The sequence below is a fragment of the Lelliottia sp. 489 genome (assembly GCF_050435885.1).
Lineage (GTDB): Bacteria > Pseudomonadota > Gammaproteobacteria > Enterobacterales > Enterobacteriaceae > Enterobacter > Enterobacter nimipressuralis.
Genome location: NZ_JBNDLC010000002.1, coordinates 529,659 through 555,983 on the forward strand (window position 1 = coordinate 529,659; position 26,325 = coordinate 555,983).

At 54.6% G+C, this 26,325-nt stretch carries 26 protein-coding genes; 13 read left to right on the forward strand and 13 right to left on the reverse strand.

The genetic code is table 11. From position 1 onward, the window contains the following. Positions 1-7 precede the first annotated feature (7 nt). Both cyoE and ABIE11_RS10520 read left to right on the forward strand, forming a co-directional pair. Positions 8-895: a heme o synthase gene (gene cyoE, locus ABIE11_RS10515; RefSeq protein WP_100777411.1), complete on the forward strand. Its 888-nt coding sequence runs from the start codon at positions 8-10 to the stop codon at positions 893-895. A gap of 212 nt (positions 896-1,107) precedes the next feature. Continuing rightward, on the forward strand, positions 1,108-2,469 hold the full coding sequence (locus tag ABIE11_RS10520; RefSeq protein WP_429184458.1) for an MFS transporter: 1,362 nt from the start codon (positions 1,108-1,110) through the stop codon (positions 2,467-2,469). A gap of 32 nt (positions 2,470-2,501) precedes the next feature. On the opposite strand, the gene ABIE11_RS10525 is transcribed toward ABIE11_RS10520, so the two are convergent. Beyond that, positions 2,502-2,993, reverse strand: coding sequence for a YajQ family cyclic di-GMP-binding protein (locus tag ABIE11_RS10525; protein ID WP_095280993.1), 492 nt, complete (start codon positions 2,991-2,993; stop codon positions 2,502-2,504). A gap of 127 nt (positions 2,994-3,120) precedes the next feature. Here ABIE11_RS10525 and panE point away from each other — a divergent pair, with 127 nt between their 5' ends. The 5 genes from panE to ABIE11_RS10550 all read left to right on the forward strand — a co-directional run bounded on the left by panE (position 3,121) and on the right by ABIE11_RS10550 (position 8,227). Next, complete coding sequence (panE, locus tag ABIE11_RS10530) at positions 3,121-4,032, forward strand: 2-dehydropantoate 2-reductase (protein WP_429184459.1); 912 nt, start codon at positions 3,121-3,123, stop codon at positions 4,030-4,032. Beyond that, positions 3,995-4,588 (forward strand): protein deglycase YajL, encoded by a 594-nt coding sequence (gene yajL, locus ABIE11_RS10535; protein WP_107704150.1) that lies wholly within the window; start codon positions 3,995-3,997, stop codon positions 4,586-4,588. Before panE ends, yajL begins: the two co-directional genes overlap by 38 nt. A gap of 312 nt (positions 4,589-4,900) precedes the next feature. Continuing rightward, entirely contained in the window at positions 4,901-6,169 is a 1,269-nt protein-coding gene (locus tag ABIE11_RS10540; RefSeq protein ID WP_429184460.1) for a PTS sugar transporter subunit IIC, read from the forward strand. 12 nt (positions 6,170-6,181) lie between these two features. Then, on the forward strand, positions 6,182-7,495 hold the full coding sequence (locus tag ABIE11_RS10545) for a 6-phospho-beta-glucosidase (protein ID WP_194512841.1): 1,314 nt from the start codon (positions 6,182-6,184) through the stop codon (positions 7,493-7,495). Between the two features lie 9 nt (positions 7,496-7,504). Further along, positions 7,505-8,227 (forward strand): glucosamine-6-phosphate deaminase, encoded by a 723-nt coding sequence (locus ABIE11_RS10550; RefSeq protein WP_429184461.1) that lies wholly within the window; start codon positions 7,505-7,507, stop codon positions 8,225-8,227. A 27-nt stretch (positions 8,228-8,254) separates the two neighbouring features. On the opposite strand, the gene ABIE11_RS10555 is transcribed toward ABIE11_RS10550, so the two are convergent. Continuing rightward, complete coding sequence (locus tag ABIE11_RS10555) at positions 8,255-8,980, reverse strand: GntR family transcriptional regulator (protein ID WP_429184462.1); 726 nt, start codon at positions 8,978-8,980, stop codon at positions 8,255-8,257. 125 nt (positions 8,981-9,105) lie between these two features. Continuing rightward, entirely contained in the window at positions 9,106-10,554 is a 1,449-nt protein-coding gene (gene thiI, locus ABIE11_RS10560; RefSeq protein WP_102104302.1) for a tRNA uracil 4-sulfurtransferase ThiI, read from the reverse strand. Between the two features lie 193 nt (positions 10,555-10,747). Between thiI and xseB the strand changes: the two genes are divergently transcribed. The 4 genes from xseB to ABIE11_RS10580 all read left to right on the forward strand — a co-directional run bounded on the left by xseB (position 10,748) and on the right by ABIE11_RS10580 (position 14,822). Next, complete coding sequence (xseB, locus tag ABIE11_RS10565; protein WP_100777420.1) at positions 10,748-10,990, forward strand: exodeoxyribonuclease VII small subunit; 243 nt, start codon at positions 10,748-10,750, stop codon at positions 10,988-10,990. Next, on the forward strand, positions 10,991-11,890 hold the full coding sequence (ispA, locus tag ABIE11_RS10570; protein WP_102104303.1) for a (2E,6E)-farnesyl diphosphate synthase: 900 nt from the start codon (positions 10,991-10,993) through the stop codon (positions 11,888-11,890). A 26-nt stretch (positions 11,891-11,916) separates the two neighbouring features. Beyond that, positions 11,917-13,779: a 1-deoxy-D-xylulose-5-phosphate synthase gene (gene dxs / locus ABIE11_RS10575; RefSeq protein ID WP_129035473.1), complete on the forward strand. Its 1,863-nt coding sequence runs from the start codon at positions 11,917-11,919 to the stop codon at positions 13,777-13,779. Between the two features lie 68 nt (positions 13,780-13,847). Continuing rightward, positions 13,848-14,822, forward strand: coding sequence for an aldo/keto reductase (locus ABIE11_RS10580; protein ID WP_429184463.1), 975 nt, complete (start codon positions 13,848-13,850; stop codon positions 14,820-14,822). A gap of 97 nt (positions 14,823-14,919) precedes the next feature. Here the strand turns inward: ABIE11_RS10580 and thiL are convergent, their stop codons facing one another. From thiL to nrdR, 5 genes are all read right to left on the reverse strand, one after another. After that, on the reverse strand, positions 14,920-15,891 hold the full coding sequence (gene thiL, locus ABIE11_RS10585) for a thiamine-phosphate kinase (protein WP_429184464.1): 972 nt from the start codon (positions 15,889-15,891) through the stop codon (positions 14,920-14,922). Positions 15,892-15,969: 78 nt separating this feature from the next. After that, on the reverse strand, positions 15,970-16,389 hold the full coding sequence (gene nusB / locus ABIE11_RS10590; RefSeq protein WP_100777425.1) for a transcription antitermination factor NusB: 420 nt from the start codon (positions 16,387-16,389) through the stop codon (positions 15,970-15,972). A gap of 21 nt (positions 16,390-16,410) precedes the next feature. After that, a complete protein-coding gene (gene ribH, locus ABIE11_RS10595) occupies positions 16,411-16,881 on the reverse strand; it encodes a 6,7-dimethyl-8-ribityllumazine synthase (RefSeq protein ID WP_100777426.1) in 471 nt (156 codons plus the stop codon). Between the two features lie 87 nt (positions 16,882-16,968). Next, positions 16,969-18,072 carry a bifunctional diaminohydroxyphosphoribosylaminopyrimidine deaminase/5-amino-6-(5-phosphoribosylamino)uracil reductase RibD gene (gene ribD / locus ABIE11_RS10600; RefSeq protein WP_429184465.1) on the reverse strand — a complete coding sequence of 368 codons (1,104 nt, stop codon included), beginning with the start codon at positions 18,070-18,072 and terminating at the stop codon, positions 16,969-16,971. 4 nt (positions 18,073-18,076) lie between these two features. Next, positions 18,077-18,526 carry a transcriptional regulator NrdR gene (gene nrdR, locus ABIE11_RS10605; protein ID WP_064325018.1) on the reverse strand — a complete coding sequence of 150 codons (450 nt, stop codon included), beginning with the start codon at positions 18,524-18,526 and terminating at the stop codon, positions 18,077-18,079. A 152-nt stretch (positions 18,527-18,678) separates the two neighbouring features. On the opposite strand from nrdR, the gene ABIE11_RS10610 reads away from it, so the two are divergent. Then, on the forward strand, positions 18,679-19,218 hold the full coding sequence (locus ABIE11_RS10610; protein WP_429184466.1) for a DUF3251 domain-containing protein: 540 nt from the start codon (positions 18,679-18,681) through the stop codon (positions 19,216-19,218). 266 nt (positions 19,219-19,484) lie between these two features. Beyond that, on the forward strand, positions 19,485-20,369 hold the full coding sequence (locus ABIE11_RS10615) for a nucleoside-specific channel-forming protein Tsx (protein WP_123429442.1): 885 nt from the start codon (positions 19,485-19,487) through the stop codon (positions 20,367-20,369). A 69-nt stretch (positions 20,370-20,438) separates the two neighbouring features. On the opposite strand, the gene ABIE11_RS10620 is transcribed toward ABIE11_RS10615, so the two are convergent. The 5 genes from ABIE11_RS10620 to tgt form a co-directional block, all read right to left on the reverse strand. Continuing rightward, positions 20,439-21,824, reverse strand: a complete 1,386-nt coding sequence (locus tag ABIE11_RS10620; RefSeq protein ID WP_429184467.1) for a M24 family metallopeptidase — start codon at positions 21,822-21,824, stop codon at positions 20,439-20,441. 110 nt (positions 21,825-21,934) lie between these two features. After that, positions 21,935-22,906: a protein translocase subunit SecF gene (gene secF, locus ABIE11_RS10625; RefSeq protein ID WP_100777430.1), complete on the reverse strand. Its 972-nt coding sequence runs from the start codon at positions 22,904-22,906 to the stop codon at positions 21,935-21,937. A gap of 10 nt (positions 22,907-22,916) precedes the next feature. Then, positions 22,917-24,764: a protein translocase subunit SecD gene (gene secD, locus ABIE11_RS10630; protein WP_100777431.1), complete on the reverse strand. Its 1,848-nt coding sequence runs from the start codon at positions 24,762-24,764 to the stop codon at positions 22,917-22,919. Positions 24,765-24,790: 26 nt separating this feature from the next. Continuing rightward, the gene (gene yajC / locus ABIE11_RS10635) at positions 24,791-25,123 is read right to left on the reverse strand and encodes a preprotein translocase subunit YajC (protein ID WP_064325012.1); all 333 of its coding nucleotides are present in this window, start codon (positions 25,121-25,123) and stop codon (positions 24,791-24,793) included. 21 nt (positions 25,124-25,144) lie between these two features. Next, complete coding sequence (tgt, locus tag ABIE11_RS10640; protein ID WP_100777432.1) at positions 25,145-26,272, reverse strand: tRNA guanosine(34) transglycosylase Tgt; 1,128 nt, start codon at positions 26,270-26,272, stop codon at positions 25,145-25,147. Positions 26,273-26,325 lie beyond the last annotated feature (53 nt).

Sequence of the window (26,325 nt, forward strand, 5' to 3'; positions counted from 1 at the left end):
GGCGAGTATGTTTAAGCAATACCTGCAAGTAACGAAACCAGGCATCATCTTTGGCAACCTGATCTCCGTGATCGGAGGGTTCCTGTTGGCCTCTAAGGGCAGCATTGACTACACCCTCTTCGCATCCACGTTGATTGGCGTGTCACTGGTGGTTGCGTCCGGTTGTGTATTTAACAACTACATCGACATGGATATCGACAGGAAGATGGAAAGGACCAAGAATCGGGTGCTTGTCAAAGGCCTGATATCTCCTGCCGTCTCGCTGGTGTACGCCACCTTGCTGGGCTTTGCTGGCTTTATGCTGCTGTGGTTTGGTGCCAACCCTCTGGCCTGCTGGCTGGGGGTGATGGGTTTCGTGGTGTATGTGGGCGTCTACAGCCTGTATATGAAACGTCACTCCGTCTACGGTACGCTGATTGGTTCTCTCTCCGGCGCTGCGCCGCCGGTGATTGGCTACTGCGCCGTCACGAACGAGTTCGACAGCGGTGCGCTGATTCTGCTGGCTATCTTTAGCCTGTGGCAGATGCCGCATTCCTACGCCATTGCGATTTTCCGCTTCAAGGATTATCAGGCAGCGAACATCCCGGTTCTGCCGGTCGTGAAAGGTATTTCAGTCGCCAAGAATCACATCACGCTGTACATCATCGCCTTCGCCGTGGCGACGCTGATGCTCTCTCTCGGAGGCTACGCTGGATACAAATATCTGGTGGTGGCTGCTGCGGTGAGCGTCTGGTGGCTCGGTATGGCGCTGCGCGGGTACAAAGTGGAAGACGATAAAGTGTGGGCACGTAAGCTGTTTGTGTTCTCGATTGTCGCTATCACCTCCCTGTCCGTGATGATGTCCGTCGACTTTATGGTGCCTGATTCACACAATCTGCTGACTTACGTCTGGTAAGCACGCTGATTTGAACAAGCCGGGTGATGATAACCCGGCTTTTTTTTGCCCTGTCGCGCTCCGCTTGCACAGGCCTGCGCAACCGCCAGGCCGGGTAAAATGAAAGCCGCCACCGACAATGTTTAGCCCCCGTAATATCTCTTAAACAAACACCTATTTACCGCACTTAACACCCCGCCTACACTAGTGCCTGCTTTTGAACAGAGGTGGTAATGAACGATTATAAAATGACACCAGGCGAACTGCGCGCAACCTGGGGTTTAGGGACTGTTTTCTCGCTGCGCATGCTTGGCATGTTTATGGTCCTGCCTGTTCTGACTACCTATGGTATGGCACTTCAGGGCGCCAGCGAGGCGTTAATTGGTCTGGCAATTGGCATCTATGGCCTGGCCCAGGCCATATTTCAGATCCCCTTCGGGCTACTCTCCGATCGCGTTGGCCGTAAGCCACTTATTGTCGGCGGCCTGCTGATCTTTGTCCTCGGCAGTATCATTGCCGCGCTGTCACACTCCATTTGGGGCATTATTCTTGGCCGTGCGCTGCAAGGCTCAGGGGCGATTGCCGCCGCCGTAATGGCGCTGCTCTCGGATTTAACCCGCGAACAGAACCGAACCAAAGCGATGGCGTTTATTGGCGTGAGCTTTGGCGTCACCTTTGCTATTGCCATGGTGCTTGGCCCGATCATTACCCATAAGCTGGGCCTGAATGCCCTCTTCTGGATGATTGCCGTACTGGCGACGATTGGCATTGCGCTAACGATTTGGGTGGTGCCGGACAGTAAAAATCACGTTCTGAACCGTGAATCGGGCATGGTGAAAGGCTGCTTCAGCAAAGTCATCGTTGAACCACGTTTGCTGAAGCTCAACTTCGGCATCATGTGTCTGCACATCCTGTTAATGTCCACCTTCGTGGCCCTCCCCGGCCAGCTGGCGGCAGCCGGATTCCCGGCGGCGGAGCACTGGAAGATTTATCTGGTCACGATGCTGATCTCCTTCGTTTCCGTGGTGCCGTTTATCATCTACGCCGAAGTAAAACGCCGCATGAAGCGCGTTTTCCTTGGCTGTGTGGCGCTGCTATTAATCGCAGAAATTGTGCTGTGGGGATCCGGCCCGCACTTCTGGGAGCTGGTGCTGGGCGTGCAGCTGTTCTTCCTCGCCTTTAACCTGATGGAAGCCCTGCTGCCATCGTTAATCAGCAAAGAATCCCCAGCCGGATACAAAGGTACGGCGATGGGCATTTACTCCACCAGCCAGTTTTTGGGCGTCGCCATCGGCGGTTCGTTCGGCGGCTGGGTAGACGGATTATTTGATTCGCAGACCGTATTTCTTGCCGGCGCACTGCTGGCGATGGTCTGGCTGCTGGTTGCCAGCACCATGAAAGAGCCGCGCTACGTAAGCAGCCTGCGGGTGGAAATCCCGGACGGTATGGAGATAAGCGACGCGCTGAAACAGCGGCTGGAAACAACAGAAGGGGTCAGCGAAGTGCTGATCGTCCCAGAAGAGCGTAGCGCTTACGTCAAAATCGACAGTAAAGTCACCAATCGCTTCGAAGTGGAACAGGCTATCAAAGCCTGAAAAAATGCCCGGCTTGCCGGGCATTTTCGTTTTTAATCGCGGAAGTTCTTAAACTGGAACGGCTGTCCCAGGTCGCCGCCGCGCACCAGCGCCATCACGGCCTGCAGATCGTCGCGCGCTTTACCGGTGACACGAATCTCTTCGCCCTGAATTTGCGCCTGCACTTTCAGCTTACTGTCTTTGATGAGCTTAACGATTTTCTTCTGCATCGCGCTCTCAATACCCTGCTTAAGTTTGGCTTCAACAAACCAGGTTTTGCCGCTGTGCACGAACTCTTCCGGCACATCCAGAGACGTCCCTTCAATGCCGCGTTTTAACAGCTTGGCACGCAGAATATCCAGTAACTGATTGACCTGGAAATCGGACTCGCTCAGCACCTTGATGGTCTTATTCGCGTCGTTCAGCTCAAAACTCGCCTCTACACCACGAAAATCGAAACGTGACTCAACTTCACGGCTGGCGTTATCCACACCGTTGCGGACTTCCTGGATATCAACTTCTGAAACAATATCGAAAGATGGCATCTTTTCTTCTCCCTTTACTTTTGTTGCGTTGCATAATACCCGCAACGAGGCATAACTCAACAGAAGCTTAGCTGACGGCGCTATACTTAACCGACACGCCTGGCGCAGTTGCAGGTGAGGAGGAACAATGAAAATTACCGTGCTCGGATGCGGAGCCCTGGGCCAGCTTTGGCTCACCGCATTGTGCAAACATGGACACGAGGTACAAGGCTGGCTACGCGTCCCCCAGCCGTATTGCAGTGTAAACCTGATCGATGAAGATGGAAGTATCTTTAACGAATCGCTCACCGCCAACGATCCTGATTTCCTGGCGCAAAGCGACCTGCTGCTGGTTACCCTTAAGGCATGGCAGGTCTCGGATGCCGTCAGAGCGCTGGCGAACACCCTGCCCCGCACCACGCCCATTCTTCTGGTGCATAACGGCATGGGCACCCTCGAAGAGCTCAACAGCATCCCACAGCCGCTGCTGATGGCGATCACCACCCATGCGGCCCGTCGCGACGGTAATATCATCGTCCACGTGGCAAGCGGCGTCACCCATATGGGACCGGCGCGCGAGCAGGATGGCGATTACAGCTATCTCGCCGACGTGCTGCAACATGTGCTGCCCGACGTGGCCTGGCACAACAACATTCGCCCACAGCTGTGGCGCAAACTGGCGGTGAACTGCGTGATCAACCCGATGACGGCGCTCCTGGACTGCCCGAACGGTGAACTGAAAAACCATCCGCAGGAAGTGGCGGCCCTGTGCGCTGAAGTCGCGGCCGTGATTGAGCGTGAGGGCATCCACACCTCGGAAGACGATATCCGTTATTACGTCGAGCAGATTATCGACAGCACCGCTGAAAATATCTCATCGATGCTGCAGGATGTGCGCGCGCAGCGGCACACAGAAATCGACTACATCACCGGCTATCTGCTCAAACGAGCCCGCGCACATGGCATCAACGTGCCGGAAAATATCCGCCTGTATGACCTGGTTAAACGTAAGGAGAGTGAGTATGAGCGCGTCGGCCCTGGTATGCCTCGCCCCTGGTAGCGAAGAGACAGAAGCAGTCACGACCATTGATTTGCTGGTTCGCGGCGGGATAAACGTCACCACCGCCAGCGTCGCCAGCGATGGCAATCTGACTATCGTCTGCTCGCGCGGCGTGAAGCTGCTGGCCGATGCACCACTGGTTGAAGTGGCGGACGGCGATTTCGATGTGATTGTTCTGCCCGGCGGCCTGAAAGGAGCGGAGTGTTTTCGCGACAGCCCCCTTTTGGTCGAAACCGTGCGCCAGTTTCATCTCTCCGGGCGAATTGTCGCCACCCTCTGCGCTGCGGCAGCCACCGTACTGGTTCCCCATGACCTCTTCCCCATCGGCAACATGACCGGCTTCCCGGCGCTGAAAGACCGCATCCCCGAGGGACAGTGGGTCGATAAACGGGTGGTCTGGGATCCGCGCGTCAACCTGCTGACCAGCCAGGGGCCGGGAACTTCAATTGATTTCGCACTCAAGATTATCGATCTGCTTGTCGGGCGAGAAAAAGCCTATGAGGTCGCGTCCTCGCTGGTGATGGCCGCAGGGATTTATAACTACTACGAAGCGTAAATAGACGCTGTTTTCCCCCTCAGGCTGGCCATCGCGCCGGCCTTTATTTTCTCTGCTGATAATTGCGGCGGGAATCACAATTCTTATCTTTCCTACTGACACTGATTCTCATCACGCCCTTTCACCGTGACTAAAACTGCGTATTTTCATTGAGATACGGATTACTTTTGTCATTTCGCCCCTGTTTGACAGTCACAGGCTTCCGTGAAAAACTCACTTCAACTGGCATATACCAGTTAAACACTTCGCCCACTAAAGCGGTCTGGAAATGAAGAATGGCGAAGAACAGAAATCTCTTCTGGAGTAAGCAATGTGATTACATTTCTTGAGAACAGAGTCATTCCTGTCCTGATTCGCGTCGGTGAAAACAAAATCCTGGTGGCGGTGCGTAACGGCATTGCCCTGACGCTCCCCTTCACCATTACCGGCAGTCTGTTTCTGATCCTCGCGAATTTACCGATTCCAGGCTGGACCGACTGGCTTGGCCCTTACGCCGAGAAGCTCAGCGCACCGGTTGCCGTGACCTTCGGCGCCATCGGGCTGATTTCAGCCATCGGCATCAGCTACAACCTGGCGAAAGAGTACAGCCTCAACGCCCTGACCTGCGCCATCATCACCATGGTGGTCTTTTTACTGGCCCAGCTTAACGATAAGTACCAGCTCAATGTCGATAACCTGGGGGCTGCCGGGCTTTTCTCCGCCATTATTCTCTCGATTCTGACGGTGCAAATTGTCCGTTTCTTTATTCATCATAACGTGGTGATTAAACTCCCCGAGGGCGTTCCCCCTGCGGTCGCCCAATCTTTCGCAAGCCTGATCCCGGCGGCAGTGGCAATTACCTTAATCTGGTTCGTTAGGGTCATTCTTAACTTCGATATTAATAATTTCTTTACGCTTATTCTCAGCCCGCTGGTCACCGGCTTAGGATCGCTTCCCGGCATGCTGGTCTTAATCTTTTTGTTCTCACTGCTCTGGTGTTGCGGTATTCATGGCGACAACGTGCTCTCCGGCATCACCGCGCCGATCTTCCTGAAATACATCGCCGAAAATACCCAGGCCTATTTACACCATCAGCCTATTCCGCACATCACCGCCGACGGGTTTTATATCGTCTTTATGTGTCTCGGCGGCACCGGTGCGACGCTTGGGTTAGTCATGGCGATGATGCGCTCGCGTAGCAAGCTGTATAAATCGGTCGGCAAACTCTCTTTGCCCTCCGCAATATTTTGCATCAATGAGCCGGTGATATTTGGCTGCCCGATTGTCTTTAACCCGTTACTGATGATCCCCTTTACCTTAACCCCGATGATTCTCTGTACGTCGACTTACGCGCTGATGTATTTCGACATTATTGGCCGCCCGGTACTGCAGATCCCCTGGACTATGCCGCCTATTTTCGCGGCCTGGTTTGTCACCGGAGGCAATATTCCGGCCGTGATTTGGTCAGTCTGCACCATTGCCATTTCAGCCCTCGTCTGGCTGCCGTTTTTCAAACTTGCAGAACGTAAACAGTTAGAAACAGAAGCGGCGGAAGAACACTCGCGCCGTGAAGCTGAAAAACTCCCCGATCCCATCTTGTAAAAAGGATTCACGATGAAAAAGCTCAAAATTGTCACGATTGGTGGTGGCTCAAGCTATACGCCGGAATTGATCGATGGATTTATCAAACGCTACGACGAACTGCCGGTCACCGATTTCTACCTGCTGGACATTGAAGAAGGGAGAGAGAAGCTGGAGATCGTCGGCAAGCTCGCCCAGCGCATGGTGGCGCAAGCGGGTATTCCGATGAACATTCACCTGACGCTGGATCGGGAAACGGCTCTGAAAGATGCCGATTTCGTTACTACTCAACTGCGCGTCGGCTTCCTTGATGCGCGCATTAACGATGAGAAAATCCCGCTGAAATACGGCGTGCTCGGCCAGGAAACCACCGGGCCAGGCGGTTTTATGAAAGCCCAGCGCACTATTCCTGTGCTGCTGGATATCTGCAAAGCGATGGAAAAATGGTGTCCGAACGCGTGGCTTATTAACTTCACTAACCCGGCGGGCATTGTGACAGAAGCCATCACTCGTCACTCTGCGATTAAGACCATCGGGATTTGCAGCGGTGCAAACAGCATGATGATGGACATCGCCAAAGCCTACGATGTCCGCAAAGCGGATATCTACGCGCGTATCATCGGCCTCAACCACCTGATCTTTGCCGATAAAATTTACGTGAAAGGCGATGATTGTACCGATGATTTTATCGAAAAACTGGCCGTTGGCAGTGCCAATAACTCGCTGAAAAATATCCCGGATATCGGCTTTACCGCGCGCTTCGCCCGCGCGCTGCACATGTATCCGATCTCCTATCTCAAGTATTACTTCCTGACCCGCGAAATGACGGAAACGGCTATCCGCGATTGCGCAAATAAGGGCACACGCGGTGAGCAAACGCGTGAAATCGAGCGCAAACTGTTTGAGCTGTACCAGGACCCGAACCTGAACCACAAGCCGAAAGAGCTGGAACAGCGCGGCGGCGCGTGGTACTCCGACACGGCCTGCTCGATCATCAGCTCGATTTTCAACGACAAAAAAGAAGTGCACGTGGTCAATACAGTGAATAACGGCGCGACGCCAGACCTGCCGGATCACGTCACCCTGGAAACCAATGCCGTCATTGATAAAAACGGTGCCCATCCGCTGGCCTACGGCAGACTGCCGGTGAAAATTCGCGGGTTAATCCAGAGTGTCAAAGCCTACGAAGAGCTGACCGTCGAGGCCGCCGTCACCGGAGATTATGCCACCGCCCTGCTGGCGCTGAGCATCAACCCCATCGTGCCCTCCGCCGCCATTGCCGAGCAGATCCTCGATGAGTATCTGGAAGTGAACCACGCCTATTTACCGCAATACACGAAACGCTAAGGAACTGCGATGAACGTTGAAATTGTTGAAGATTACCGGGCGCTCAGCGCCACTGTGGCCCAGCGCGTGATCGACACCGTCACCCGCAAACCGGATGCCCTGATCTGCATTGCCGGGGGCGATACGCCGCTGGGGGTGTTTGATGTTCTGGTTCGTGCCAGCGAAGAGGGCAACGTCGATTTTTCCCGCGCGGCGTTTGTCGGCCTGGACGAGTGGCTGGGGCTGGGCAAAGCCGATAAGGGCAGCTGTCGCGAGATGGTCTGGGGGCATTTCTTCAGCCGTCTGACGTTACGTGATGAACAAATCTGCTTCTTTGACGGCTTAACGGCCGACCCTGCGCAGGAGTGCCGCCGCGTGGATCGTTTCATTGCGGGCCACGGGAGCATTGATATTATCGTGCTCGGCATCGGCATGAATGGTCATATCGGCTTTAATGAGCCCGGCGCGGCACAGGATACGGAGTGTCACGTTGTCGATCTGGATGAGGTCACCCAGTCGGTTTCCGTGAAGTATTTCGGCCAGGCGCGCGACGTGGAACAGGGAATTTCTCTGGGGATGAAAACGATTCTGGCGGCGAAGTCAGTGGTTGTGATGGCCAGCGGTGAGAAAAAGGCCGCTATCGTGGCGCAGACTCTGCGCTCAGATATCGACGCCAGTATTCCGGCGACCCTGCTAAAAGCCCATCCGCAGGTGCAAATGCTGGTAGATAAAGGCGCTGCGGCTCAGCTATAAACGCTCCGACAGGCGCGCTCGCGCCTGTCATCTTTCAATGCGTAGATTCTTAACCCGAAACAGATCCGCACGGTTATAGCTAATCGAATAGTTAAAGGCTTTTTTATCACTCAGGCGGGTGACTTCCGTAATTTTCAGCATCGCTTGCCCCGGTGTAATATCCAGAAGCGTAGCCAGCTCGCGGTCGAACAGCGCCGCTTCAATTAGCGAATCCGCATCGCTGATTTTTTTCCCGGTGTACTCTTCGATATAGCTATAAAGCGATCCTTTTTCGAGAACGGACTGTGGGATCACCGCGATGGTTTGCACTGGAATATTGGTGTCTTCGACCAGAACGGGCTGCCCATCCAGAAGACGCACGCGGCGGATAAACCAGACGTCGTCGCCAGGCTTAATCTCAAGGTGTTGTGCCAGCGAGGGATCGGCCTGAATAGTCGTGAAGGTAATTAAGCGGCTGCTGACCTTGACCCGCCCCTGGAATTCGCGTGAAAACCCCAGAATACTGTCGCTCTTTTCATTGTTAAGGATATAAATATTGCTGGCGGTATTTTTCAGCACAAACATGCCTTTACCATGAATGCGCTCGATATACCCTTCCTGAACCAGATTCGCCATCGCTTTTTGCACCGTCACCCGCGTCACGTGATACACGCTGGCGAGATCGCGCTCGGAGGGAATACTTTCTCCGATTCGATATTTCTGATCGAGAATATCCTTTTTTATCTTTTCTTTTATTTCCAGGTATTTATGCATACTACCCTCGCGGCGTCCTGACGGATCGTTACTTTACCATGGGCGCAAAATTTGGAAATAAAAAAGCCGGGTAGCGGCTTCGCCTTACCCGGCCTGTTCGTGCAGCGCGCCCCGAAGGGCATTGCTTACGGGCGATATACCTTCACATTGGTGAAGCCCTGCTCGCGCAGGTAGAGCGCCTGCAGGCGGCTCATCACGCCACGCTCGCACCACAGGAGATAGGTTTTATCCTTCTCCAGATCGCCAAACTTGGTGCTCAGCTTGTAGAACGGCAGAGAGACAACTTCAACGCCCTCCACGCTCAGCGGGCTGGCATCCTGCTCGTCGATAGCGCGGATATCCACGATCACGTCGTTGGCGCTGAATCCGCTTACGGTTTCTACTTCCACCACGTCCTGATCGGTCTGCTGCGCAATTTCACGGATATCAACGTTCGTTGCTTCAGCAACCACTTTTTCGAGGATCTCGAAATCGAAGTTTTGCTCTTCCGCTTCGATCTTCGCCTTCACCGCTTTCACGGTCGGGCTTTTCGAAATCACACCGCAGTATTCCGGCATGGTACGGGCAAAATCTTCCGTACCGATTTTGCGCGCCAGATCGATGATGTGCTCTTTGTCGTGGGAGATCAGCGGACGGAGGATCAGCGTATCCGAGACGTTATCGATCAGACGCAGGTTGGTGAGGGTCTGGCTGGAGACCTGGCCCAGGGCTTCGCCTGTTACCAGCGCCTGCACGCCGTAGCGCTCGGCCACTTTCGACGCCGCACGCATCATCATGCGTTTCAGCACCACACCCATCTGGCCGTCGTCCACTTTTTCAAGGATTTCGCCGACCACAGGCTCAAAGTTGATCGCCACAAAACGCACGCGGTGGGAACTGCCAAAACGGTTCCACAGATAATGCGCGACCTGACGAACGCCGATCTCGTGCGCCGCACCGCCCAGGTTAAAGAAGCAGTAATGCACGCGGCAGCCGCGACGCATCAGCATGTAGCTGGAGACGCCAGAATCGAAACCACCGGAAATCAGGGACAGCACATCTTCTTGCGTCCCAATCGGATACCCGCCAATCCCTTCGTAGCGGCCTTTGACCAGCAGCAGACGATCGTTTTCGATCTCCAGATTGACGGTCACTTCCGGGTTGGTCAGCTTCACACGCGCCGTTTCAACGTGCTGGTTCAGACCGCCGCCAACATAACGTTCGGCTTCGATCGAGCTGAATTCATGTTTACCACGACGCTTTACGCGCACGCAGAAGGTTTTGCCTTCGATCTGATCGCGGTACTGGGCCAGCGACAGTTCAAAAATATTGTGCAGTGAGGTAAAGGGAACGTCCTCAACTTCCAGAATATGGTGAATCCCGGGAATGCGGGTCAGCGCATCGCGAATATCCAGACGCTTGTTTTCGTCCTTGGCGCGCACTTCGACGTGATCCCAGTGACGAACCACGGCAAGGGTTTCGTCATAATTTTTTAAAACGTTACGAATGTTTCCGGTCAGAATTTTAATAAAGCGCAAACGCACAGATTGGCTTTTGATGGTGATTTCCGGGAACAATTTAATGATAAACTTCATGGCGGCAATGTTTCGTTGGCAAGCCCGTAAAGGCTTGTGATGGAAAAGAGTACAGCAGCCCACACCCGTGGCTGCATCCAGGCGCGGAAGTATACCACTATAGCGGTGCTCCTGTGCACATTGCGCGTTATTTGCTTATCCGCCCGAGTCCGCTACCATGACTGGGCTGAAAATATGAGAGTCTACATTCACTATGCCGAAGAAAAATGACGCACCAGCCAGTTTCGAAACTGCGCTGAGTGAGCTGGAGCAAATTGTGACTCGTCTGGAAAGTGGCGACCTGCCGCTGGAAGACGCGCTCAATGAATTCGAACGCGGCGTGCAGCTTGCGCGCCAGGGGCAGGTTAAATTGCAGCAGGCCGAACAGCGTGTGCAAATTCTGCTGTCCGATAGCGAAGACGCCGCCACAACCCCTTTTACACCGGACGCTGAGTAAATGGATTTCGCCAAAGCGCTTCAGGAATGTGTGGAACGTGCCAACGACGCGCTGCGTCGTTTTATTGAACCACAGCCTTTTCAGAACACTCCACTGGTTGAAGCCATGCACTATGGCGCACTCTTAGGTGGAAAGCGTCTGCGCCCGTTCCTCGTCTATGCTACGGGCAATATGTTCGGCATCAGCAATGATACGCTGGATGCACCAGCGGCCGCCGTTGAGTGCATTCATGCCTACTCGCTGATCCACGATGATTTACCGGCGATGGACGACGATGATTTACGTCGCGGCCAGCCGACCTGCCATATCAAGTTTGGCGAAGCCAATGCCATTCTGGCCGGTGATGCTCTGCAGACGCTGGCGTTCTCTATTCTGAGCGATGCGCCGATGGTTGAAGTGGCCGACCGTGACCGTCTGGCGATGGTTTCTGAGCTGGCGATGGCCAGCGGCATCGCTGGTATGTGCGGTGGTCAGGCGCTGGATCTGGAAGCGGAAGGTCGTCAGGTTAATCTGGAACAGCTTGAGCGCATCCACCGTCATAAAACAGGTGCGCTGATCCGTGCAGCCGTTCGTCTGGGCGCGCTGAGCGCGGGTGAACAGGGGCGTAAAGCCCTGCCCGTTCTGGACAGATACGCCGAAAGTATCGGTCTGGCTTTCCAGGTTCAGGATGACATTCTGGATGTGGTGGGCGATACTGCAATATTGGGAAAACGTCAGGGTGCAGACCAGCAGCTTGGCAAAAGTACCTACCCCGCCCTGCTGGGCCTTGAGCAAGCCCAACGTAAAGCCCGGGACCTGATCGATGATGCCCGCCAGTCGCTGAATCTGCTGGCCGCACAATCGCTTGATACCTCGGCACTGGAAGCGCTAGCGGACTATATAATCCAGCGTGATAAATAAACATACTAAATCTCGATGAGCCTTTGATGAGTTTTGATATTGCCAAATACCCGACACTGGCGTTGGTTGACTCCACCCAGGAGTTACGTCTGTTGCCGAAAGAGAGCCTGCCGAAGCTGAGCGACGAACTGCGTCGTTACCTGCTCGACAGCGTGAGTCGTTCCAGCGGACATTTCGCCTCCGGGCTTGGCACGGTGGAGCTGACCGTTGCGCTGCACTACGTCTACAACACCCCGTTTGACCAGCTGATCTGGGATGTCGGTCATCAGGCTTATCCGCACAAAATTCTCACTGGCCGTCGCGATAAAATTGGTACGATCCGCCAGAAAGGCGGGCTGCATCCGTTCCCCTGGCGCGGTGAGAGCGAGTACGACGTCTTAAGCGTCGGTCACTCCTCCACATCAATTTCTGCGGGTATCGGCATTGCCGTGGCGGCGGAAAAAGAGAACAAACAGCGCCGCACCGTCTGCGTGATTGGCGATGGCGCGATCACGGCGGGTATGGCGTTTGAGGCGATGAACCACGCGGGCGATATCATGCCCGATATGCTGGTGATCCTTAACGACAATGAAATGTCGATTTCAGAAAACGTCGGTGCGCTCAACAACCACCTGGCGCAACTGCTCTCCGGCAAACTCTACTCCACCCTGCGTGAAGGCGGTAAAAAAGTCTTCTCCGGCGTGCCACCGATCAAAGAGCTGCTGAAACGCACCGAAGAGCACATCAAAGGCATGGTGGTTCCCGGCACCCTGTTTGAAGAGCTGGGCTTTAACTACATTGGCCCGGTGGACGGACATGACGTGCTGGGTCTGGTCTCTACGCTCAAGAACATGCGCGACCTGAAAGGCCCGCAGTTCCTGCACATCATGACTAAAAAAGGGCGTGGCTACGAGCCCGCGGAAAAAGACCCGATCACCTTCCATGCCGTGCCTAAATTCGATCCGACCAGCGGCTGTCTGCCAAAAAGCAGCGGCGGGATGCCAAGCTATTCGAAAATTTTCGGCGACTGGCTGTGCGAAACAGCGGCCAAAGACAACAAGCTGATGGCCGTGACGCCTGCCATGCGTGAAGGCTCCGGCATGGTGGAGTTCTCCAAAAAATTCCCGGGCCAATATTTTGACGTGGCGATTGCCGAACAGCATGCGGTGACGTTCGCAGCCGGTCTGGCAATTGGCGGTTATAAACCGATTGTGGCTATCTACTCGACTTTCCTGCAGCGCGCCTACGATCAGGTGATCCACGACGTCGCTATTCAGAAGCTGCCGGTGCTGTTTGCTATCGATCGTGCAGGTATCGTCGGCGCCGACGGACAGACGCACCAGGGGGCGTTTGATCTCTCCTTCCTGCGCTGTATCCCGGATATGGTCGTGATGACGCCAAGCGACGAGAACGAATGCCGTCAGATGCTCTTTACCGGCTATCACTATCAGGACGGCCCAAGCGCAGTGCGCTATCCGCGTGGCAACGCCGTGGGCGTCGAGCTGGAACCGCTGGCGAAATTACCTATCGGGAAAGGCATCGTTAAACGTCACGGCGAAAAACTGGCGATCCTCAACTTCGGTACATTGATGCCTGAGGCGGCGAAAGTCGCGGAATCGCTCAATGCGACCCTGGTGGATATGCGCTTTGTCAAACCGCTGGATGAAACGTTAATTCTGGAGATGGCGGCGCGTCACGATTCGCTGGTCACCCTGGAAGAGAACGCCATTATGGGCGGCGCAGGCAGCGGCGTGAACGAAGTGCTGATGGCACATCGCAAGCCAGTTCCGGTGCTGAATCTCGGCCTGCCAGACTACTTTATTCCGCAAGGAACCCAGGACGAAGCCCGCGCGGCGATTGGCCTGGATGCTGCCGGAATTGAAGCTAAAATCCGCAGCTGGCTGGCGTAACATCTCCCCTCTTTTCCCTCCTGCTATGCTTAAAGATAGTATTTTAAGCAATCAGCAGGAGTGGAAGCATGCAATACAACACGTTAGGAAAAACAGATCTTAAGGTTTCCCGTCTTTGTCTGGGCTGTATGACATTTGGCGAACCTCAACGGGGAAACCATGCCTGGACGCTGCCGGAAGAGAGCAGCCGCCTGATCATCAAACACGCCCTCGACGGCGGCATTAACTTCTTCGATACGGCAAACAGCTATTCCGACGGCAGCAGCGAAGAAATTGTGGGCCGCGCGCTGCGGGATTTTACCCGTCGCGACGAAGTGGTGGTTGCCACCAAGGTTTACTATCCCTCAGGCGATTTAACTGAAGGGCTGTCCCGCGCGCAAATCCTGCGTTCGATTGATGCCAGCCTGAAGCGCCTGAACATGGATTATGTCGATCTGCTGCAAATCCACCGTTGGGACTACAATACCCCGATAGAAGAGACCCTTGAAGCGCTGGACGACGTGGTAAAAGCGGGTAAAGCGCGCTACATCGGTGCGTCGTCAATGCACGCCTCGCAGTTTGCCGAAGCGCTGGATCTTCAGAAGCAGCACGGCTGGGCGCGATTCGTCACTATGCAGGATCACTACAATCTGATCTATCGCGAAGAAGAGCGCGACATGCTGCCGCTGTGCTATCAGGAAGGCGTGGCGGTGATCCCCTGGAGTCCGCTGGCACGCGGTCGTTTAACCCGTCCATGGGGAGAAACCACCGCGCGCTCCGTTTCCGATGAAGTGGGTAAAAATCTGTATAACGATACCCAGGCGAGCGATGCGCTGATCGCCGAACGTCTGGCCGGTATCGCCGAGGAGACGGGCGCTACCCGCGCGCAGGTGGCGCTGGCGTGGCTTCTGAGCAAACGCGGAGTGGCGGCACCGATTATCGGCACGTCGCGGGAAGAACAGCTGGATGAGTTGTTAAATGCGGTCGATTTGACGCTGACGCCGGAGCAGATTGCCGAGCTGGAAATACCCTATCAGCAACATCCGATCGTCGGATTTAAATAAAAAAAGCCGGGCGGCGGCTTCGCCTTACCCGGCCTGCAATGCGTGTGATTTTATCAGCCGGGAAGCCCAGCGCGACCCGGCAGCAAACCGCTCGACATCACGCGAAGTGATCGTACCCTTTCCACTCAAGTGTCACAGGGGTGCCGTTTTGCACAAACTGCATCCCCTCGCTCTCAGGCAAAATCTGCCCGATACAGGTAAACGGCGCGCCGAGATTGCCCAGAGCAACATCCAACGTACCGCGGTTCAGCTCCGGGACGGTAAAGCAGAGTTCGTAATCTTCACCACCGGACAGCGCCCAGCGCAGCGCCTGCTCAGGCTCGACGTGTTTACGCATCTGCTCTGACAGCGGGAAGGTATCGAGATCGACTCGCGCCCCGACGCCACTTGCCTTAAGAATGTGTCCGAGATCGGAAATCAAACCGTCAGACAGATCGATCGCCGAGCTGGCACGCTCGCGCAGTGCCTGGCCGTGCAGAATGCGCGGCGTCGGGCGCAGGTGGCGTTTCACCAGATACGCGGCGTCATCGGCGTCGTTCACGGTTAAACGATCCTGCAAAATCGCCAGCCCCGCCGCGCTGTCGCCTGGCGTACCGGTGACATAAATCCAGTCGCCCGGCTTCGCGCCCGAGCGTTTCAGCGCGCGTCCGACTGGCACATAGCCGTGGATCGCCAGCGTCATCGACAGCGGACCGGCCGTGGTATCACCGCCAATCAGCTGCATATCGTAATAATTCAGTTGTTCAAACAGCGCGTCGCTGAAGGCTTCAAGCCAGGCTTCATCGACGCTCGGCAAGGTAAGAGCCAGCGTCAGCCACGCCGGATCGGCGCCCATTGCCGCCAGATCGCTTACGTTCACCGCCAGCGCTTTGTAGGCCAAATCGGCCGGATCGATATCCGTAAGGAAATGGCGCCCACACACTAAGGTGTCGGTGCTGATTGCCAGGGTCTGTTTTTCTGGAATATTGAGAAGTGCGCAGTCGTCGCCAATGCCCGTTTCAACATCAAGACGGGAGCTACGAACGCGGTCAAAATAACGGGCAATCAGGGAGAATTCGCCGCATGCCATACGTTATGCCTCAGCAAATAAAAATAAAAAAACCGGAGCCGCACAGCCAGGCGGCAGTGCGAAACTCCGGTTTGCGGATCACTTTTTGTGGGGACGGATCGCAGGTGCGGCTTTATCCAGCACGCCATTCACAAATTTGTGGCTGTCTTCAGCACCGAAGGTTTTTGCCAGTTCGATAGCTTCATTGATGGCCACTTTGTATGGCACATCCTGACGTTTAGACAGCTCAAACAGCGCAATGCGCAGCACTGCTTTCTCAACCTGGCCCAGCTCTTCAAGCAAACGGGACAGGTACGGCTTCATCAGACCGTCGAGATACGCGCTATTAGTCGCCACTCCCGACAGCAGTTCACGGAAGTACAGGACGTCAACGTCTTTGACGTCTTGTTCCGCCAGGAACTGGTATTCAACATCAGCGATGTCGTTCTGGGACAACTGCCAGGAGTAGAGCGCCTGGACGGCACACTCACGGGCGCGGCGACGAGCAGCAGGTTTCACGGAATTCCCCTTACAAAAAAATCAGGCCTTAATGGCTTTCAATACGTTGATCATTTCAAGCGCGGTCAGTGCAGCTTCTGCACCTTTGTTACCGGCTTTGGTGCCAGCGCGTTCGATGGCTTGTTCAATACTTTCAGTAGTCAGTACGCCGAATGCGACAGGAATTTCAGCATCCTGTGCCACGTGCGCCAGACCATTGCTTGCACCACCCGCAACGTATTCGAAGTGAGCAGTACCGCCACGAATCACCGTACCCAGCGCAATCACCGCGTCGTATTTACCGGTTTTCGCCAAAGCGCCCGCTGCCAACGGCAGTTCGTAGGCACCTGGAACCCAAACAACGGTAATATTGTCATCTTTAACCTGGCCAATACGTTTCAGGGCGTCAATCGCACCGTCCAGCAGGCTTTCGTTGATGAAGTTGTTGAAACGCGCAATAGTGATGGCGACGCGAGCGTCCGGGGTAGCAACAGCAGCTTCAATAATATTCATACTCTTCCTTTACGGGTTCATTTGGCCCCGCAGGGGGGCGGATTTTATCATAATACTTCGCGCACTGCTTCTCTATTTCAGAAAGCCTCACGCAGGGATTAAATGCAGGCACACGTCGGGGCCAACCTGCCGAATTTCGCTGAATTTGAGTTGCGGCGCATCGGCCAGTTTTTCAAGGCCGGGCAGTACAAACAGGCCACGCGCATCGGTACCTAACAGTTTAGGCGCAACGTAGACAATCAGTTCATCCACAAGCCCTGCCTGCAATAACGCACCGGCAAGCGTAGGTCCGGCTTCAACCCAGATGCTGTTCACCTGCTGTTTACCCAGCAGCATCATCAGCACCACTAAATCGATATGACCGTGATGCTCCGGCACCATAATGCTGCGGACCGCGTCCGGCCATTCACGACTGTCTTCTTGCGTACGTGCAATCCAGGTTTCACCCGGCTGCTGCACGATACGGTGTTCGGGCGTCAGGCGATTCTGACGATCCAGCACAATACGCAGAGGCTGGCGCAGATTTTCCTCGGGATAGAGCGCCCGGGTATCGGCATCAAGCTCTTCCCAGCGCACGGTCATCGCCGGATCGTCTGCCAGCACCGTCTCACTGCTGGTGAGAATAGCATGGCTTTGCGCGCGCAGACGTTGCACATCGCGCCTTGCCTGCGGGGAGGTGATCCACTGGCTTTCACCGCTGGCCATCGCCGTGCGACCGTCAAGAGAGGCGCCCAGCTTCAGCTGAATGTAGGGGAAGCCGGTCCGCATCCGCTTGAGAAACCCCTTATTCAGCGCTTCAGCATCGTTCATCATCAGCCCGTGGCTGACGTCGATGCCTTCCTGCTGCAGGCGATAAAGACCGCGCCCCGCCACCTTCGGGTTCGGGTCCTGCATGGAGGTCACCACGCGCGCCACGCCTGCGGCAATTAATGCTTCGCAGCACGGCGGCGTGCGGCCATGATGGCTGCAGGGTTCAAGAGTCACATAGGCCGTTGCGCCACAGGCCTTTTCGCCCGCCATGCGTAACGCATGCACTTCAGCATGCGGCTCACCGGCGCGATAATGAAAACCCTCGCCCACAACAACGCCGTCTTTGACAATCACGCAGCCCACGTTCGGATTGGGATGGGTGGTGAAGCGTCCGCGCTGAGCGAGTTTCATCGCTCGCGCCATGTAAATCTCATCCTGCATGGGTTTAATCCTGTAGGCGGGCGATCTCTTCGCCGAACTCTTTGATGTCTTCGAAGCTGCGATAGACGGAAGCAAAGCGGATGTAAGCCACTTTATCGAGCTTTTTGAGCTGCTCCATCACCAGGTTGCCGATCATCTTGCTCGGCACTTCGCGCTCGCCGGTGCCACGCAGATGCGATTTAATGTGATTAAGCGCCATTTCGACGTCATCTGCGCTGACTGGCCGTTTTTCCAGTGCTTTTAGCATCCCTCTGCGCAGTTTCTCTTCGTTAAATGGCTCACGTACATCGTTACTTTTCACCACGCGCGGCATCACCAGCTCTGCCACTTCGAAGGTGGTGAAACGTTCGTTGCAGACCAGACACTGCCGACGACGACGGACAGAGGAGCCTTCACCTACAAGACGGGAGTCGATTACTTTGGTATCCACAGCGGAACAGAATGGGCAATGCATACGGTGTCCTGGCTATCTGGTTAACTGAACTCTATTTTACCCTGAACTGGGCCGACAACAAAGGAAGAGCGCTTTTGAGACAAAGGATCTATACCTGACGGCGAGTTACTGGCTACCATTAGGACATCCGTTATTTCAAGGAATTAAACGCAATGACAAGACGTTACCTAAGAATTCTCGTGGTGGGAAGTCTCTTCACCCTTAGCGCCTGCGCACAGCAAAGCGAAGTTCGCCAGATGAAACAGAGCGTTAATACGCTCAACACGGCGATGACTAAGCTGAACCAGGAAACGGTTAAAATCACGCAGCAAAATGCCCTGAATGCGAAATCCAGTAGCGGCGTTTATCTGTTGCCGGGCGCCAACACGCCTGCACTGTTGAAAAGTCAAATTGGTACGCTGCGCATGTCGCTGGTCAATGTGGCACCTAACGCCAATGGCACACGCGCCACCCTGCGTATCCAGGGCCAGTCCAACGATCCGCTGCCAGCCTTTAGCGGCACGGTCGAATGGGGCCAGCTACAGGGAACGACCGAAAGCTATCAGGAAGTTAACGTGCAAAACCAGTTAATTACCTCTCCTGCCAGCGTGCTCGCACCGAGCGATGTCGATATCCCACTGCAGTTAAACGGCACCACGCCAGAGCAGTTAGGTTTCATCCGTATCCACGATATTCAGCCTGCCGCCCAGTAACACTCTTTAGCGGAACGTTTACCGCGTTCCGCTCTCTCTTACATTCCGAAACATTGGCAAGATAAATGATTGCCGTTACAATCCCCGCCGTTTAAAGTACGCAAACGTGAACGCAATCGATTACGCGCATGAGAGATATGTGAAACAACACATATTTTTGTGAGCAGGGATTCCTATAATAGGCTCCGCAGAAACACGAAATATTTAGAAACGCAATTCGCGCATCTTTCACATCCCGAAAGGGATTTTCAATCAGTGGCATGATTATGAAAAAAACATTACTAGCAGCCGGTGCAGTTCTGGCACTGTCTTCCGCTTTCGCTGTCAACGCAGCTGAAAATTCAAAACCTGAATATGTTTCCGACTGGTGGCATCAGAGCGTTAACGTGGTTGGTAGCTACCACACCCGCTTCGGACCTCAGATCCGCAACGATACTTATCTGGAGTACGAAGCTTTCGCCAAGAAAGACTGGTTTGATTTCTACGGTTACGCCGATGCACCGGTCTTCTTCGGTGGTAACACCGATGCGAAAGGTATCTGGAACCACGGTTCTCCGCTGTTCATGGAAATCGAACCGCGCTTCTCTATCGACAAGCTGACGGGCGCAGACCTGAGCTTTGGTCCGTTCAAAGAGTGGTATGTCGCGAACAACTACATCTACGACATGGGCCGCAACGCATCGGGCCGTCAGAGCACCTGGTACATGGGTCTGGGTACTGACATCGACACCGGTCTGCCGATGAGCCTGTCCATGAACGTGTATGCCAAATACCAGTGGCAGAACTACGGTGCCGCGAACGAAAACGAGTGGGATGGCTACCGTTTCAAAGTGAAATACTTTGTACCGATCACCCAGCTGTGGGGCGGTAACCTGAGCTATATCGGTTTCACCAACTTTGACTGGGGTTCAGACCTGGGCGACAACGACTTCCGTGACCTGAACGGTAAGAAAGCGCGTACCAACGACTCCATCGCCTCCAGCCACATCCTGGCGCTGAACTACGATCACTGGCACTACTCCGTGGTTGCTCGTTACTGGCACAACGGTGGCCAGTGGAACGACGACGCGAGCCTGAACTTCGGTAACGGTGATTTCAGCGTACGTTCTACCGGTTGGGGTGGTTACCTGGTTGTAGGTTACAACTTCTAATCCTGCCGCAGGCCGGATTAGCGAACCGCCATCCGGCATCAAAAAGCCAGCGCAATGCTGGCTTTTTTGTTATTTACAGACCAGCGCCCGGCCCTGATCCAGCAGCCACGGACGTAAATAGCCGACGGTGTTGGACATCGGCAGCACCTCATCCGGCAGCCTGATTCCGATGTGCTCGGCAATGTATGCCCGACGCGCCACAATGCGCTGCCAGAGCGCGGGGTAGTCACTTGCCAGCGTCTGACGCAGCATGACATTCGCCAGCGCAACGGTATCTTCAATGCTTGCCCCGGCGTATCCCGCTCTCGACGGAATGATGTCGATTTGCAGGAGCATTCCACTTTTCAAGGTCGCGGCCGAACCGGGACCAATGGGCGAACAGAGCCACTCTTCATCCGCCACCAGATGCCCCGGATTCAGGTGCCAGTGATACTCGGCTTTTGGTAATACCCGCTCGATTACGTCATACATCTCGCCGCCTTTCATCCCGATGTGCAGATGTTCAAGCCAGGCGACGACCGCGCAAAAATAGGGTTTCGCCACCACCTCGAGATAGTCTGCGACGTCGGGTGCAAGCTCCGACGAATTTGCCACGACATACGCCGCTCTGCTGGTCAGCCCGCCTTTGTAGCTGGTGGTGAGGGAAAATTTATCACCGCGCTGAATAACTTTGTCACCGGGATAAAGGTTAGCCCAGGCAAAGCGATCGCCCGTCGCAGCGATGGTGACGACATTATTCGGCTGGCCTTCTGCCGCCAGCAGCGATGCGATCTGTTTTTCGGTTTTACCGGGTGCGATGGCATTTAGCGCCGTGAGGATCGCCGTTGAGGCCAGATTCGCACCATATTCGTAGTGCGCCAGTTCGTTGGCGTTGTTGACCGTACGCGCGCCGCCGTCAGGATCGATAAAAATGCCCGTGGCATTGCGCAGCTGCGCCGTCCCCTCTCCCGCCAGGCGAATGGCATCGACAATAAAAGCGGGTAAATCAAACATCTGATGCGCATCGTCGCCCGAGCCGGTAAACAGCTTCCACCCCGCAAGCCCAAGCGTTTTACCTGCCGTTACGCCCGCTTCCTTCAGCAGTGCCGGCAGCGGTTTTTTGTTATCCATCGGCTGATTGGGTAGCGAAAACCAAGGAACATGAATCACCCGGTTTGTGAGCCGTGCATGGGCGGCCAGCTTCAGGTTTTCATTGCCCAGCACCAGCACCGCCTCCCCCGAAGCCTGCAGCACCAGTAGCGCCTCTTCAAAGCGGGGAATAAACCCGGTCAGATATTCGAAGTTACCGCCGTGCTCTTTATCCGCGTAGACAATCAGTGCGTCCAGCCCGTGCTGTTGCATCTTGCTCAGTACATTGGCTTTTCGCTGACGCAGGGTTTCGTCGCTCAACGTTACGGAAGGCACGCCATGCCAGACGGCAGGCTGGGGAATGGAAGAAAGGGTGACCATCGGCATTACTCCATGTCATTGCGATTCACAATGCGAGAGTAACCAAATTTGAGATAGCTGTAATAAAAAAATCCCGGCCTTGCGACCGGGATTCCGTTATCAGATTGCTGTTGCCGTTACGGCAGGATGGACGGCTGATCCGCCCCTTCCTTTTCAACTTTCTGCTGCAGCAGATGCTCACGCTTCATGCCCAGTTTCAACGCCAGCGCGGAGGCGACGTATATAGAAGACGCCGTACCGATGGAGACACCGATCAGCATGGTCAGCGAGAAGCCTTCCAGAATCGGGCCACCAAAGAGGAACAGCATCAGGATAACCATCAAGGTTGTCCCGGATGTGATCAACGTACGGTGCAGCGTTTGGGTCAGAGAAACGTTAAAGATTTCGTACGGCGTACCGCGACGGATCTTACGGAAGTTCTCACGAATACGGTCAGATACCACGATGCTGTCGTTCAGTGAGTAACCGATAACCGACATCAACGAGGCCACGATGGTCAGGTCAACCTCAATATGGAACAGAGACAACACACCCATGGTGATAACCACGTCGTGCGCCAGTGCGATAACCACACCGGCCGCCAGACGCCATTCGAAACGGAAACCAACGTACACCAGAATCGAGATCAGCGCGGCCAGCAGTGCCAGAGCACCATTCTGCGCCAGATCTGCCCCGACGCTTGGGCCGACAAATTCGATACGTTTAACCGTGGCATCCTGGCTGGTCGCTTCGTTAATCACGTTAACGACTTTGCTGCCCAGCTCCTGGCTGCCATTGGCATCGTGAACCGGAGGCATACGCACCATGATGTCGCGGCTGCTGCCGAAGTTCTGCAGCTGCGGCTCTTCGAAGCCCGCTTTCTGCAGCGCCAGACGCATCTGGTCCATATCAGCCGGTTTTTCGAGGGTAATTTCGATCACCGTACCACCGGTGAAATCGAGACCCCAGTTAAAACCACGGACACCGATAATGGCGATAGACACAATCAGGAGAAAACCTGAAATGCCGAAGGCCCAGTAGTCCCAGCGCATAAAGTCCCAGACTTTACGGCCATGGTTCAATTGTTCAACAGTATATTCCTGTGCCACAACGCACTCCTCAGATAGACAGCTTTTTGACGCGCTTGCCGCCATACAGCAGGTTCACGATGGCACGGGTGCCGACAATAGCGGTAAACATTGACGTTGCCACACCGATACCGGTGGTGATAGCAAAGCCTTTGATCGCGCCAGTACCCACTGCATACAGGATCAGAACCTTAATCAGTGTTGTCACGTTCGCATCGAAGATGGAGCTGAATGCGCCTTTATAGCCTTCATCGATCGCTTGTTGTACGGAGCGACCGTTGCTCAGTTCTTCTTTAATACGCTCGTTTATCAATACGTTGGCGTCAACCGCCACCGCAAGGGTTAGAACGATACCCGCAATACCCGGCATGGTCAGCGTCGCCCCTGGCAGCAAGGACATGATACCGATGATCAGCACCAGGTTTGCAATCAGCGCGGTAGTCGCAATCAGGCCAAACTTCTTATAGAAGAAGAGCATGAAGATGATTGAAACCGCCAGACCGGCCAGACAGGCTTCCAGACCCTGAGTGATGTTTTGCATACCCAGCGTTGGACCGATAGTACGCTCTTCAACAATCTGAATCGGCGCAATCAACGCACCGGCACGCAGCAGCAGAGAGAGCTGACGCGCTTCGTTCGGGTTGTTGATGCCCGTAATACGGAAGCTGTTGCCCAGGCGAGACTGGATGTTGGCGATGTTAATCACCTCTTCCTCTTTCACCAGAACCGCACGACCGTTGGCATCTTTCTTACCGCTGTCTTTATACTCCACGAACAGAGTCGCCATCGGTTTACCGATGTTATCTTTCGTGAAGTTGGACATGATGTTACCACCCGCGCTATCAAGCGAGATGTTAACCTGCGGCTGGTTGTATTCATCCTGGTTCGAAGTGGAATCGGTGATGTGATCACCGGTCAGAATCACGCGTTTGTACAGCACAACCGGCTGACCTTCACGTGTCTGTTTCACTTCGGAGTCACCCGGAACACGACCCGATGCCGCAGCGGATTGATCCACGTTGGTGTTCACCAGGCGGAATTCCAGTGTGGCTGTCGCACCCAAAATCTCTTTGGCGCGCGCGGTATCCTGGATACCTGGCAGCTCAACCACGATACGGTCAGCACCCTGACGCTGTACCAGTGGCTCAGCAACACCCAGCTGGTTCACACGGTTACGCAGGATATTGATGTTTTGCTGAACCGCGTATTCGCGCGCTTCGCTCAGACGCGTATCGGTCATGACGGCACGCAGCTGATTGCTACCCTGGCGTGAAATCACCAGATCGCGATGACGTGCAGCCAGATAATCGACCGCCTGATCGCGAGCCGTTGCGTCACGGAAGGTGATGCTCAGACCGTAGTTATCTTCCTTACGCACAGTGGTGTAAGGAATGCTTTTTTCACGCAGATCGCTGCGCAGGCTATCAATGTTCTGTTCCTGCAGCTTGCCGAGCGCGGTATCCATATCCACTTCCATCAGGAAGTGAACGCCGCCACGCAGATCAAGACCGAGTTTCATCGGCTCTGCATTGATGGAGGCTAACCAACGCGGGGTTGCAGGAGCAAGGTTTAACGCCACGACATATTTGTCACCCAGCACGCCCATCAGCGCTTCACGTGCGCGGAGCTGCGTGTCGGTGGTGTCGAAGCGAGCAAGAATTGCGCCCTCTTCCAGTGCCACAGACTTAGCGGTAATTTTTTCTTCTTGTAACGTTTTCTGGACCTGGATCAGCGTTTGCTCACTGGCGGCGACACCGCGCGCGCCAGTGATTTGAACGGCCGGATCCTCACCATACAGGTTGGGAAGTGCGTACAGCAGGCCGACGATAATCACGACGACCAGCATGATGTACTTCCACAAAGGATAACGGTTTAACACGGCAGTTCCCTTTGGGAAAAGTTGGATTACAGCGCCTTCATCGTGCCTTTCGGCAGTACGGCAGCAACGAAGTCACGTTTGATAACCACTTCAGTGGTGTCGTTCAGTGCGATAGAGATGTAGCCAGTTTCAGCCACTTTCGTCACACGACCCACCAGACCGCCATTGGTCAGCACTTCATCGCCTTTTGCGATGGAGTTCATCAGGTTTTTGTGTTCTTTGGTACGTTTCTGCTGTGGGCGCAGGATCATGAAGTAGAAGATCAGACCAAACACCACCAGCATCAGAATCAGAGACATCGGGCTGCCCTGCGACGGAGCGCCTGTTGCTGCTACCGCATCAGAAATAAAAAAGCTCATTCAAATTCCCTCATTATTAAATTAGTCAACGTTCAAAGGTGGAACATCACGACCCTGGCGTTGGTAAAAATCAGTCACGAAGCTCTCTAATTTACCCTCTTCGATAGCCTTACGTAAACCAGCCATTAAGCGCTGATAATAACGAAGGTTATGAATGGTATTGAGACGCGCGCCTAAAATCTCATTGCAACGATCAAGATGATACAAATATGCGCGAGAATAGTGACGACAGGTATAACAATCACACTCAGCATCCAGCGTGCTGGTGTCATTTTTATGCTTCGCGTTACGGATTTTCACCACACCGTCAGTAACAAACAGGTGTCCGTTACGCGCGTTGCGGGTTGGCATGACGCAGTCGAACATATCGATGCCGCGGCGCACACCTTCAACCAGATCTTCTGGTTTACCCACGCCCATCAGGTATCGCGGTTTATCCGCAGGGATTTGCGGGCAAACATGCTCCAGAATACGGTGCATGTCTTCCTTCGGCTCACCCACAGCCAAACCGCCGACAGCGTAGCCATCAAAACCTATCTCTACCAGACCTTTAACAGAGATATCGCGTAAATCTTCGTAAACGCTGCCCTGAATAATCCCGAACAGCGCATTTTTGTTTTCCAGCCCGTCAAAACGGTCACGGCTACGCTTCGCCCAACGCAGAGACATCTCCATTGAACGCTTCGCGTAATCCCAGTCTGCAGGGTATGGCGTGCATTCGTCGAAGATCATCACGATGTCAGAGCCGAGATCGTACTGAATTTCCATGGATTTTTCAGGATCGAGGAAGATCGGATCGCCGTTAATCGGGTTACGGAAGTGTACGCCTTGTTCGGTGATTTTACGGATATCACCCAGGCTGAACACCTGGAAACCGCCGGAGTCGGTCAGGATTGGACCTTTCCACTGCATGAAATCATGCAGATCGCCGTGCAGTTTCATTACTTCCTGGCCTGGGCGCAGCCACAGGTGGAAGGTGTTACCGAGGATAATCTGTGCGCCGGTCGCTTCAACTTCTTCCGGCGTCATCCCTTTTACGGTGCCGTAGGTGCCCACTGGCATAAAGGCTGGCGTTTCAACCACGCCGCGATCAAACACCAGGCGGCCACGGCGCGCGCGTCCGTCGGTGGTATCGAGTTCAAATTTCATTTTTTCTCCAGCGTCAGAAAAACAGTCCGACGTTTTCATACGGTGTCGCGGAA